At 70.8% G+C, this 11,942-nt stretch carries 11 protein-coding genes; 5 read left to right on the forward strand and 6 right to left on the reverse strand.

What is annotated here, in order from left to right:
- Positions 1 to 153 precede the first annotated feature (153 nt).
- Positions 154 to 1,554: an MFS transporter gene (locus NJE57_RS00860; protein WP_319026482.1), complete on the forward strand. Its 1,401-nt coding sequence runs from the start codon at positions 154 to 156 to the stop codon at positions 1,552 to 1,554.
- Positions 1,551 to 3,119: a pyridoxal phosphate-dependent decarboxylase family protein gene (locus NJE57_RS00865; protein WP_319026483.1), complete on the forward strand. Its 1,569-nt coding sequence runs from the start codon at positions 1,551 to 1,553 to the stop codon at positions 3,117 to 3,119. Before NJE57_RS00860 ends, NJE57_RS00865 begins: the two co-directional genes overlap by 4 nt.
- Before the next feature lie 67 nt (positions 3,120 to 3,186).
- Here the strand turns inward: NJE57_RS00865 and NJE57_RS00870 are convergent, their stop codons facing one another.
- The gene (locus tag NJE57_RS00870; protein ID WP_319026484.1) at positions 3,187 to 3,534 is read right to left on the reverse strand and encodes a hypothetical protein; all 348 of its coding nucleotides are present in this window, start codon (positions 3,532 to 3,534) and stop codon (positions 3,187 to 3,189) included.
- A 66-nt stretch (positions 3,535 to 3,600) separates the two neighbouring features.
- On the reverse strand, positions 3,601 to 4,302 hold the full coding sequence (locus tag NJE57_RS00875; RefSeq protein ID WP_319026485.1) for a GAP family protein: 702 nt from the start codon (positions 4,300 to 4,302) through the stop codon (positions 3,601 to 3,603).
- A 70-nt stretch (positions 4,303 to 4,372) separates the two neighbouring features.
- On the opposite strand from NJE57_RS00875, the gene NJE57_RS00880 reads away from it, so the two are divergent.
- Together NJE57_RS00880 and NJE57_RS00885 are read left to right on the forward strand one after the other, a co-directional pair.
- The gene (locus tag NJE57_RS00880) at positions 4,373 to 5,617 is read left to right on the forward strand and encodes a carbamoyl-phosphate synthase large subunit (protein WP_319026486.1); all 1,245 of its coding nucleotides are present in this window, start codon (positions 4,373 to 4,375) and stop codon (positions 5,615 to 5,617) included.
- Positions 5,618 to 5,669: 52 nt separating this feature from the next.
- Positions 5,670 to 6,887 carry an alpha/beta hydrolase gene (locus NJE57_RS00885; protein WP_319026487.1) on the forward strand — a complete coding sequence of 406 codons (1,218 nt, stop codon included), beginning with the start codon at positions 5,670 to 5,672 and terminating at the stop codon, positions 6,885 to 6,887.
- Positions 6,888 to 6,923: 36 nt separating this feature from the next.
- Here NJE57_RS00885 and NJE57_RS00890 read toward each other — a convergent pair whose 3' ends face one another.
- The 3 genes from NJE57_RS00890 to NJE57_RS00900 all read right to left on the reverse strand — a co-directional run bounded on the left by NJE57_RS00890 (position 6,924) and on the right by NJE57_RS00900 (position 10,122).
- Positions 6,924 to 7,379 carry a universal stress protein gene (locus tag NJE57_RS00890; RefSeq protein WP_319026488.1) on the reverse strand — a complete coding sequence of 152 codons (456 nt, stop codon included), beginning with the start codon at positions 7,377 to 7,379 and terminating at the stop codon, positions 6,924 to 6,926.
- 174 nt (positions 7,380 to 7,553) lie between these two features.
- The gene (locus NJE57_RS00895) at positions 7,554 to 9,185 is read right to left on the reverse strand and encodes an ABC-F family ATP-binding cassette domain-containing protein (protein ID WP_319026489.1); all 1,632 of its coding nucleotides are present in this window, start codon (positions 9,183 to 9,185) and stop codon (positions 7,554 to 7,556) included.
- Positions 9,186 to 9,336: 151 nt separating this feature from the next.
- Complete coding sequence (locus NJE57_RS00900) at positions 9,337 to 10,122, reverse strand: thioesterase family protein (protein WP_319026490.1); 786 nt, start codon at positions 10,120 to 10,122, stop codon at positions 9,337 to 9,339.
- 36 nt (positions 10,123 to 10,158) lie between these two features.
- On the opposite strand from NJE57_RS00900, the gene NJE57_RS00905 reads away from it, so the two are divergent.
- A complete protein-coding gene (locus NJE57_RS00905) occupies positions 10,159 to 11,325 on the forward strand; it encodes a lycopene cyclase family protein (RefSeq protein WP_319026491.1) in 1,167 nt (388 codons plus the stop codon).
- Here NJE57_RS00905 and NJE57_RS00910 read toward each other — a convergent pair.
- On the reverse strand, positions 11,322 to 11,825 hold the full coding sequence (locus tag NJE57_RS00910) for a hypothetical protein (protein WP_319026492.1): 504 nt from the start codon (positions 11,823 to 11,825) through the stop codon (positions 11,322 to 11,324). The genes NJE57_RS00905 and NJE57_RS00910 overlap by 4 nt on opposite strands.
- Positions 11,826 to 11,942 lie beyond the last annotated feature (117 nt).

Here is an 11,942-nt window from a genome sequence, read left to right on the forward strand (position 1 = left end):
TGGTCGATTCCGCTCGCGTTCCCGCAGGTCGCGGACCGCGCCGCTGCACATTGGTGACCAGTCGCCGGAATCGCCGCCGTTCGACCCGCCTGGAGGTCCGTGCGAAGGCGCGTAACGGCCTTGTGGTTGATCGGAGCGCCCTACAGTCGGTTCATGACCACCACCGCGGCCCCGGGCGACACCCCCGGCACTGGCGGGACTTCCCGGGGTGCATCCCGGGCCTCGACAGTTCGACCGTCGGGGGGCCTGCTCGCGTCCTACGCCGCCGGAAGTCTGGGAACCGGGGCGTTCGGCACTCTGCCCGGTCTGGTGTTGGCCTATTACCTGACCGACTCGATCGGCGTGGCCGCCGCGGTGGCGACGGTGCTGGTGCTGGTCCCCAAGGTGATCGACGTGCTGGCCTACCCACTCATCGGGGCGATCTCCGACCGCGCATCCCATCGCACCGGCTACCGCACGGGTCTGATGCTCTTCGGGGCGCTCGCTCTGCCCCTGCTCTTCGTGGCCACCTTCTCGGCCCCGACTCAATGGGGCACCGCGGTGGCCGGTGTCTGGGTCATGGGGTTCTTCCTGCTCGCCTCCCTGGCCTACTCGTGCTTCCAGGTCCCCTACCTGGCGCTGCCGGCGGAGCTGACGGGCGACTCGGCGGTGCGGGTGACGATTCTCGCGTGGCGGGTGGCGGTGTTGGCCGCGACGATCCTGGTGGTGGGCGGCGGCGGTCCGGCCCTGCGCGAGGCCGCGGGCGGCGGAGCGACGGGCTACGTGGTGATGGCCGTCGCCGTGGCCGCGGTGATGCTCGCCGGCATGTTGTGGTCCACACTCGGGGCCGGCCGGAGGACGGTCGTGCGGGCGGACGCTCAGGTCGGTGACCTCGGGCGGCAGTACCGAGACGGGCTCGATGCCCTACGGGTGACCCGTCCCTTCCGGCTGCTCGTGGGGCTGTTCTGCCTGCAGGCGGTGGCGACGGCGGTGATGCTCGCCGGCGGCCAGTACGTCGCGACCTACATCCTGGGCGATGAGGCCGCACTGACCGGACTGTTCCTGGCGTTGATCGGTCCGGCGCTGGTGGTGATGCCACTCTGGGCCCGCCTCGCTCACGCCCGCGGCAAGATCCCCGCACTGGCGACCGCGACCATCCTGTTCACCGTGGCGGCGCTGATGCTCATCCCCGCGGGCGTGTGGCCCGGGATGTGGGTGCACGTCCCCGTCGCGCTCGCGGGGGTCGCCTACGCCGGGATGCAGGCCCTGCCGATGTCGATGCTGCCCGACACCACGGACATGGACCGCGAACTGGGTGGCCGCCGGCGCAGTGGCGCGATGAGCGGGCTGTGGACGGCGTCGGAGACCGGATCCATGGCGCTGGGACCGGTGGTGGTGTTGGTGCTGCTCGCGATGACGGGCTTCCGCTCGGGCGGCGTCGCGGATCAACCCGGGCCGGCGCTGTGGGCGATCGTCCTGGGCTTCTCCCTGGTGCCCGCCCTGCTGACCGGCGGAAGCCTGCTGGTCGTCCGGGCCCTGGGCCGTGAGTACCCGAGCTGGACGGAGCCCGCATGAGCGTCGATCCCCTGGAGGCCGTGGTCGCCCGCCGTGGTGACGAGGCACTGGAGACACTGGCCGGTCTACGGGCTACCGACCCTCCCACCACCGGCGGCCGGGTCCTGTCCTACGTCTACGACTCGGGGGTGTCGGCACTGGATGACCTCGCCGTGCGCGCGGCCGGGCTGGCCCATGGGGTCAACGGATTGGACCCGACCGTGTTCGGGTCGGTGGCCCGGATCCACGGCGGGATCGTGCGGAGGGTCCGCACGATCCTGGGCGGGGACAGCGGTGGCGCGGGAACCGACGGGAACGGCGGGAACGGCGGGAACGGCGGGGAGAGCGACGACGACGAGGTGTACGGCGTCGTGACGTCGGGCGGCACCGAGAGTTGCGTACTGGCATCTCTGGCGGCGCGGGAGGTCTCGGGGCGGGCGCCCGGCAGCGGCGGGTCGATCGTCGCGCCGGTGACCGCGCACGCGGCGTTCCGCAAGGCCGCCCACGTCCTGGGGATGCGGTTCGTGGGCGTGGAGGTCGACCCCGCCACCGGCCGGGCGGCCGCAGAGGACCTGCTCGCCGCGGTGGACGGCGACACCTGCATGGTGGTGTGCTCGGCGCCCTCCTACCCCACCGGTGTGATCGACCCGGTGGAGCAGGTCGCGGCCGGGCTGGAGGCGCGTCACGACCCGCGGATCGGACTGCACGTGGACGCCTGCCTGGGTGGGCTGGTCCTGCCGTTCTGGCCCGGCGGGGTCGGCGAGGCCTGGGACCTTCGGGTCCCCCGCGTCACCAGCATCTCCGCCGACCTGCATAAATACGGTTTCGCCCCCAAGGGCACCTCGGTGCTGCTCAGTCGAGGCCGGGCCCGCCACCGTGCGTCGTGGTTCGCCACCGTCGACTGGCCGGGCTACCCGGTGGTCAACCCCACCCTGTCCGGCTCGAAGCCGCTCGAACCCTCGGCCGCCGCGTGGGCCGTGCTCGAGGCGCTGGGAGACGACGGGCAGCGCGAACTCGTGGCCCGCACCGCCCGGGCGACGAGCCGGCTCGTCGAGGGGCTGTCGGCGATCGAGGGGCTGAAGGTCGTCGACTCCGATCCGGGGCCCCTGATCGCGGTGGTGGCCGACGTGTCCGCAGGTGAGGACCGTGTGGTTCATCCGCATCGGTGGGCGGACGAATGCGGACGCAGGGGCATCGCTGTGCAGGCGCAGCCGGCGTACCGGCAGCAGCGGGGATCGTTGTCGTCGTCGTCGCACCTGACCATCACCCCGGTCACCGAACGGCTGACGGGCGAGATCCTGGGCGTCGCGCGGGGTGCCGCGGACGCGGTCCGCGGAATGCCCGCCCCGGCACCCCCGGCCGAGTTCGCCGACGTGCTGGACGCACTGGGGTCCGGCGCCCTGTCCCCGGGCGATCTGCTCGCCCTGCCCGAGGACGACGTGCACGAGTTGGTCGCCGGGGTGAGCTCGGGGGCCTCCGATGAGACCGGCGGCGGGATGGCCCCGCTGCTCGCTGCCATAGAACGTCTGCCCGCGGAGGTGGGCGCCCGGCTGGTGCGTGCTTACCTTGCCGCGGTCATGGAGTAGCCGGGGAAACGACAACCGCCCCACGACCAGTAGGTCGAGGGGCGGTCCGAGGTGGCGGTGGCAGGCGTCAGACGAGCACGGCGATCGCCACGTTGACGATGCCGAGCGCGCCGGCGACGTGTGCGAGGGTCGCGGTGCTGCCCTGGGCCCTGGCCTCCTTGCGGACGCCGACGACCGCGACCACGAGGATCACGATCGCGACGAGCAACTTGATGCCGATCTTCACGTGGTTCAGGTCGCCGTCCTGCATCTCGCGCAGGCCCACGAGCAGGAGGCCGGTGACCACCTGGAGGATCGCACCGTGCAGGATCGCCTTGGTGACGTGGGGTGCCTTGATGGTGGCGAGCCAGCCGCCGATGATGCCGGCCAGGCCGATGAAGTGCAGGATCAGAACGATGTTGAAGACGAGGTCCATGGCGTCCAGTCTCTCAAACGTGCTGGTCAACCCGACCGCTAAGGATCGCCTAACCGGTTGCCGAGGTCAGCGATGTGCGAGCACGGTGAAGCCGAGCAGTAGCACCCCTCCGAGGGTCAGCACGACCAGGGCCACCCGGCGGAAGTCCCACCCCAGCATCCGTTCGTACACCGCGGTGACCTTCCGGGCGGCGACCGGGAACCGGGACCAGAGCCAGGCGAGCAGAATGAAAGGTGCGACCAGGGCCACCAGGAAGACGGAATAGGCGACGAGGCGGAGTAGCGGGTCGGTGCTCAGGCTCGCCACCAGTCGACCGGTCAGGTACATGATCGGGAACGTGGTGAAACCGACGATGGCCGAGCTGAACCCGAGGACGAACATGCTGGCGGGCGGAGCGTTCTTGTCGATGTCGCGAGTCGGACCGCCAGGAGCGTCGGGCACGATCCGCACCCACAGCGCCATGGCGGCTGCCGCGACCAGCAGGACCACGCCCACGATCAGATCGACGCGTCGATCCTCCACCATGGCGTCCCCGCGGTGGTGGGCCTCCGCGACGAGAGTCGCGGGATCGAAACCGTGCAACAGCAGAACGAGCACGGTGGCCCCGGACGCCAACCCCGAGAGTAACCAGGTGAGGCGGGCGCGCACGTTCTGATTGCGCGCGAGGATGTCGGCGGTCGCGCCGTAGAGCGTCGGGCTCAGGCCCAGGGCCAGCGCGAAGCCGACGAGTGTCGGCACGGCCGCGATCCAGCTCATCACCTCGGACATCCGCCCCCATTTCCTCCGCCTGACAATAGTCGCCGATGGGGTCCGGTTGCGCGGCGCTCGTGAATAGGATGTGCGGGAGGTCACCGCCGCCGAGAGGACCATGATGCGCGTACTCGTCACCAGTTCCAGGAACACCTTCGCCCTGGACATCATCCGCAAGCTGGGCAGCCGTGGCCACACCGTCGTGGCCAGCGACACCTATTCGGGCGCAACGGGCAGCCACTCGAAATACCTCGCGGGCCATGCCGTGACGGCCTCCCCCCGCTACGAGACCGACAGGTTCATCGCGGACGTGAACCGGATCGTGGACGAGTACGACATCGAACTCATCATCCCGACCTTCGAGGAGGTGTTCTACCTCGCCGCCCGGGTGGCGGATCTGCCCGACGGCGTGACGCTCTTCGGCGGCAGCTTCGACAAGCTCGCGCAGCTGCACGACAAGGCGAGCTTCCAGCGCCTCGTCGATCGCGCGGGAGTGCCGATCCCCGAGACCATCGTCGCGACCGATCACGACTCGCTCATCGAGGCGATCGAGAAGTACCCACGCTATTTCGCCCGCGCGGCGTTCTCCCGCGGCGGTGTGGGTCTGCTGACCAACACAGGACCGCTGGCGGGCAAGATGTCGGCTGACGACTGCCACCCCACCGAGGAGCAGCCGTGGCTGGTGCAGCCGTTCGTCGACGGCCCGATGGTGTGCACCTACAGCACCGTCGTGGACGGAAGGGTCACCTCGCACTGCACCTACCGCGCGCCGGAGCAGTGGGCCCACAGTACGGGCATCACCTTCCTCGCCGTGGACAGCACCGACACCCTGGACTACACGCAGCGCATCGTCGATGCACTCGATTCCGGGTTCACGGGCCAGCTCTCGTTCGACTTCGTCGACAACGACGGGCAGCTCTACGCCATCGAGTGCAACCCCCGCCCGACCAACGGCGTCATCCTGCTCGGGGCGGAGCAACTCGAACAGGCGCTGACCGGACGGAATGACGAGCCGTTCGTCGTCGAGCCGGGCGTCGAGCGGCAGATCAGCCTGGCCGTCCTCGCGGACGCGTTCGCCGAACCGCTCAAGCATCTACCGACCTCGCTGCACGACCTGCTCCACGTCCAGGACGTCGGGGCGGGGTGGCACGATTCCTTCGCGATGGTGTGGAGCCCGGCGACCCTGGTCCACGGCGCCACGATGAGCCACGGCCAGCGCAAGGAGTTGCTGGGAGCGCTGGGCGACGACATCGTGTGGAACGGCGAGCCCATCGCGGGGATGAGCCCGGCCGACGCCGCCGCGCTCGAGGACGTCCACGAGCAACGCGTCTGAGCAACGCACGGTCGACCGTCATGTTCGCCCCGCTCCCCCGGCCGGTGCGGACATGACCCGGCGACCCGGCCTGCTCTCGGCGATGGCCGCCGGTACCCCCGGGCTGCGCCGCATCAGGCGGCCGGCCGATGACGCCGGGCCCACGTTCGACCTGGCCTACGTACGGACCGGCCCGCGCACGGCTCGCCCGACAGTGGTGGTTCCCGGCGGTCCCGGCCTCGGCTCGGTACTGCCCTACAGGGGATTGCGACGGCGGGCCGCCCGCCTCGGACTCGACCTGATCATGGTGGAGCACCGGGGTGTGGGGCTCTCGCGCACCGACACCGCCGGCCGGGACCTTCCGGTCGACGCGATGCGGATCTCCGCGGTCGCCGGCGACATCGCCGCGGTGCTCGATCGTGAGGCGGTCGACTCGGCGTTCCTCGCCGGGTCCTCCTATGGCAGCTATGTCGTCTCGTTCTTCGGGGCCCGGTATCCCGAGCGGGTCGCCGGGATACTGCTGGATTCCGCCCTGCAGTCGTCGACGGATATCGGAGTCGAGCGGCAGGCCGTGCGGTCGCTGTTCTGGGACGCCGACACTCAGATCGCCGCGGATGTGCGGCACCTCTACGCCGGTGGAGTGGACCGGCGGCGACTCCTCGATGTGATCCGCGCCGCCCACGAGCTGGGCGGGCCGCAGCTGCTCGGCCCGCTGCTGCGGCAACGGCTGCGGCGTCCCGGTGGGGCAGCCTGGCGGATTCTCGAGGCGTACGCCACCCGGGACGGCTCGATCGCGACGCTGCCCGGGATCTACGAGTTCGACATCGCCGGGGCGATCGGCTTCCGGGAACTGGGGTACGGAGCTCCGCCAGACGGACTGCCGCTCGATCCCGCGCTCACATACGCCCCGATCGCACACCGGTTCCCCGCGTTCGAGGGCGAACCCGCCGAGCTGGGCGAGGCGACCTCCCGGTTCACCTGGCCGATGGTGCTGCTCAGCGGGGACCGGGATCTCCGCACCCCACCGAGCATCGCCGAACGCGTCGCGTCGATCGCGCCCGACGCGACGCTCACGCGCCTCGAGAACGGCCACAGTGCGCTGGACACCCACCCGGCGGCGCTGTTGAGCGCTATCGCCCACCTCACCACCGGCCGGCACGAGAGTCTCCCCGGACGGGCCGGTGATCTGAACAGCCTCCCCCGCCGTGGAGCGTCGGCCAGGGTGCCTGGACTGCTCGCGCTTCTCCTGCGGGCGGAGAGAATGCTGGGTGGGCCCCCGACCCGACAGTGACCGGGCGGGGGCACGCACTCCGGTTGCCGCGGGTGTCTACGCGGCGTCGTGGTGCGGCAGGACCACCACCGGGCAGTGCGCATGGGGCACCACGTGCTGGCTCACCGAGCCCAGCAGCATTCCCTTGAAGCCTCCGCGTCCGCGACTACCCACCACGACGAGCCGGGCGTCCCGCGACGCCGCGACGAGCGCCTCCGCGGGATGACCCCGGAGTACGATCTCGCGGGTCCGGGCGTCTTCTCCCAAGGTGTCCCGGACGGCGTCGGCGAGCATGCCGCGCGCCCTGTCCTCCAGTATCGACGGTTCCACCCAGCCGGCCATGGCGTACGGGCCGGCGATTGCGGGTGTCTCGACTGCGGCCAAGGCGATCAAGGGTGCCCCGACCGTGCTCGCGTACTCGGCAGCCCACGCAAGGGCCCGCAACGAGTCAGGTCCCCCGTCCACTCCCACAACTACTGGCTTGGCGTCCATGAGCTGGCCTCCCTCGGTCACGCGGCCGACGGTGTACCCGGGGATTGTCGTACACCGACGACACTTTCACCGTAGACCTGACGCCATCGGATTGCGAGGGTCCGTGTCAGGAGAATGGGACGCCCTCGCTGCGCTCGGTTACGCGAGTTCGACGGCTCCCTTGCGCGAACGTCCGCGTGCCCTCGCTGCGCTCGGTTACGCGAGTTCGACGATCTCCATGTATTCCTGGCTCCACAGGTCCTCGGTGCCGTCGGGCAGGATGATGACCCGCTCGGGCTCGAGCGCCTCGACCGCGCCGGGGTCGTGGGTGACCAGGACGACCGCGCCTTCGTAGCTGCGCAGGGCGTCCAGGACCTGCTCGCGGGAGATCGGGTCGAGGTTGTTGGTGGGCTCGTCGAGCAAAAGCACGTTCGCGGCCGAGGACACTAACCCGGCCAACGCCAGGCGGGTGCGCTCACCGCCGGACAGGGTGCCCGCGGGCTGCTCCAGCTGGGGACCGGTGAACATGAACGCACCCAGGAGGCCGCGCAGGTCCTGCTCCCCGGCATCCGGTGCGGCGTGGCGGATGTTCTCCCACACGCTGGTCTCCATGTCCAGGGTGTCGTGCTCCTGCGCGAAGTACCCCACCTTCAGCCCGTGTCCGGAGACGACCCCGCCCTCACCGTCGGTGCGCTCGACCCCGGCGAGCAGCTTGAGCAGGGTGGTCTTGCCGGCACCGTTGTACCCGAGCACCACCACCCGGCTGCCCTTGTCGATCGCCAGGTCCACCCCGGCGAACACCTCGAGCGAGCCGTACATCTTGGTCAGACCCTTGGCGAACATCGGGGTCTTGCCACACGGCGCGGGCGTGGGGAACTTGATGTGCGCCACCTTGTCGGACACGCGCACGTCGTCGAGCTCGTTCATCATCGTCTCGGCGCGGCGGATCATCTGCTTGGCGGAGGCGGCCTTGGTCGCCTTGGCACCGAGCTTCGCGGCCTGCGTCTTGAGCGCCGAGGCCTTCTTCTCCGCGTTCGCGCGCTCGCGGCGACGCCGGGCCTCGTCGGTCGCGCGGGCATCGAGGTACTTCTGCCACCCCATGTTGTAGGCGTCGATCTCCCCGCGCACGGCGTCGAGGAACCACACCCGGTTGACCACGGCCTCGAGCAGCTCCACATCGTGGGAGATGATGATCAGGCCGCCCTCGTGCTTCTCCAGGAACTGGCGCAGCCACGTGATGGAGTCGGCGTCGAGGTGGTTGGTGGGCTCGTCCAGCAGCAGCATGGTCTGGGACTTGCCGGCGCCGTCGGAGGCGGCGAAGAGGATCCGGGCCAGCTCCACCCGGCGGCGCTGACCACCCGAGAGCGTGCCCAGGTTCTGGGTGAGGATCCGGTCCTCGAGACCCAGGCTGTTGCAGATCCGGGCGGCTTCGCTCTCGGCCTCGTACCCGCCCCGGGCGGAGAACTGGTCCTCGAGCCGCCCGTACCGCCGCACGGCCTTGTCCATCGCCTCGTCGTCAGGGGCCTCGACCATCTGCTCCTGCGCCTCGGTCATCTCGACCATGAGAACGTCCAGCCCGCGAGCCGACAGGACGCGGCTGCGAGCGAGCTGATCCATGTTGCCCTCGCGGGGATCCTGCGGCAGATAGCCCACGTCGCTGGTGGTCGTGACCTTGCCCGCGTACGGCTCACCCTCGCCGGCGAGAATCCTCATCGTCGTCGTCTTACCCGCACCGTTCCGGCCGACCAGGCCGATCCGGTCACCGGGCTGGACCCGCAACGAGGACCCGTCCATGTGGAGCAGGGTGCGCACGCCGGCGCGCACCTCCAGGTCGTCGATGGTGATCACGTGCGCGGGTACCTCGTCTGTCCTCGGGTTGAATCGGGCCGACCAGCCACTCTACCTGCGGCGTGATGCCGGGGACGAGTCCGGTGACGTGGGTCTCCGCCGGGCGCCGCGTCACCCCGCCGGGCGGGTGTGTGAGGTGCGTGCTCTGCCCTCAGGCCAGACTGCGGCCGTACAGGTTCTGTACGCTGCGTCCGATCCTCCCCCTGTCGTCGGAGAGCAGGGTGTCGGTCAGCACGCCGTGGCCGGGGCCGCCGACAGTCTCGGAGTCCAGATGCACCCAGCCCGGCTCGGGCTCCCGGTGCAGCGACACCACCAGATCGCAGTTGATCGCGGGACGGGTCAGGGGGTCGGTGGCCAGGGAGATCCCGCTCGCCGAGTCGGCCACCAGCACCGTGTGCTGCCATCCGGTCATCGACTCGCCGTCGATCAGGTCGATCCGACTCCGCCCCCACGCCTTGGCCGGTCCCAACTCGTCCCCGCCGCCGGAGTCGAAGGAGAAGTCCACCACGGACAGGTACCCCTCGCCGTGCGCGAAGGACATCATCGCGCCCCGCTCGCGAGGGGTGTCCGGCACGGCGGGGCCGGAGTGGTCGCCGTGCGCGGGGAAGTCCTCCGGAGTCGACCGCATCCGCCATCCCCTGGCCACGAGGGCGGGCCGGCCGCTCACCGAGGCGGTGGCCTCGAGCAGTTCCACGCTGCGCCCCGGCCGGACGGTGCGCACCTCGATGTCGAGCGTCGCGACGGGCACCGGGCCCAGGACGTCCACCGAGACCCGCGACAACCGGACCCCGGGCGCCCGCTCGAACCGTTCCATGGCGCGGGCCAGCAGCGCACTCGGTGGTCCGGCGTGCTGGGAGTCGGGCGACCAGGGGCCGGCGGTGAGCGGCGAGGATTCGAACCGGCCCTCGTCGACCTGCTGATAGAACGCTCCCGGCACTTCGATGCCCTCTCGTCGGCGGTACTGTCGATCCTCATGGATGGTACGGGGGACGGTCTGTACGACGTCGCGGTCGTCGGTCTGGGGCCGGCCGGCCGCGCGCTCGCCTCCCGCTGCGCCGCGGCGGGTCTGAGCGTGCTCGCGATCGACCCGCGCCCCGACGCGCCGTGGCGCCAGACGCTGTCACTGTGGACCGATCAACTACCGCGGTGGCTCACGGAGGACGCCTGCGGGGTCGACGTGGTGGCGCACTCGGTGGACGCGGCCGCGCACTACTCCCCCGACCGGGCCGTACTGGAGCGGGCGTATTCGGTTTTCGACAACGCCGCGCTCCGCGAGGCCCTCCCGCTCCGGGCCGGCGTGACGGTCGAGACCACCACGGTGGACGACGCCGGACTGATCGCCCTCACCGATCGCGCTCACCGGGTGGTGGACTGTCGCGGCGCCGGCGGCCCCGGCGCCCCGGGACCACTGCAGACGGCCTACGGGATAGTCGTGGACGCGGTCGACGCCGCCCCCGCCCTCGGCGGCGAGGCGGCGCTGTTCATGGACTGGCGGGATGACCACGACGACGACGAGCTGGGCCCCAGCTTCCTGTACGCGATCCCTCTGGGCTCCGACCGGGTCCTGCTCGAGGAGACGTGTCTGGCGGGCCTGCCCGCCCCGTCGCCGGCGCGTCTCGAGGCGCGTCTGCGGTCGAGACTGCTGAGCCGTGGAGTCGCGCGGTCGGTCGTCGACGCCCCGCTCGCGGTCGAGCGGGTGCGGATCCCGCTGCTGCCGCGACCCGGCGCGGCGGGCGATCCGCGTATCGAGGCGTTCGGTACCGCCGGTGGGCACGGGCACGCGGCGACGGGGTTCTCGGTGGCGGCGATGCTCGCGGGCGTACCGGGCGCGGTCCACGCGATCGGTTCCGGATTCCCGATCCCGGCCCCCCGGTCCCCCGCGAGCACCGCGCTGCACAGGACGGGGCTGCGGGTCCTGCTGCGAGCGGACGAGCGGACGCTTCGGCAGTTGTTCAGCGCCTTCGGCCGGCTCGACGGCCGCCGGCAACGATGGTTCCTCGACGGTGCGAGCCCCTCGTATCAGGTAGCCCGGGCGATGTGGGACATGTGGGTGACGATGCCGCTCCGCGACAAGGTGGGAATGGTCGCCGCGGTCCTGCGGCGGCACCCGCGTCCCGCCGTGCTCGTGAGCTCGGACTAGGCGGACGGGGAGCGGCCGGCCCCCGTCCCGGGCACCGTCGGCCGGTACCCGTCGAAGGTCAGGGTGACCCCACCCGGACAGCGGAAGAGCAGGAAGATCGAGGCCAGCGCGACAACTGCCCAGGCTGCGCCGACAAGCTTGAAGGTCTCCTCCACGTACTGGAGGGCCATGTAGAGGTCGGACCTCCCCTGGTCGCGCTCCACGATCCCCGTGACCGACTCCAACACCAGGGCGCCGAAGAGGAACGTGGCACCGGATCCGATCAGCCCGATCGTCACCCGGGTGCGGAGGGCGAGCACCAACCGGATCAGCAGCGCGGCGACGAGGAGCCAGAGGGCGGAGGCGAACCACACCGCGGCGTTGCCCTCGGCACCGACGTCGAAGGCCGTCCACAGGAGGTTCCAGCCGTGGTAGAGCTCGTAGCTCTCCGTGACACGGACCATGACGTACAGCAGCGCCGACAGCGGGGCCAACAGGATCGACGGGAGTAGCAGCCACATGGCTGGGTGCGAGAGACGCGTTCCGGCCTCGGCCTCGCCTTCACCGGCGTTCCGGGAGGCCGACCCGGGGGCAGATCGTCTGCGGATGGGGCCATGTGATCAGCGTAAACTGTCGAT

Source organism: Dietzia sp. PP-33 (assembly GCF_033790845.1).
In the GTDB taxonomy this organism is placed as follows: Bacteria; Actinomycetota; Actinomycetes; order Mycobacteriales; family Mycobacteriaceae; genus Dietzia.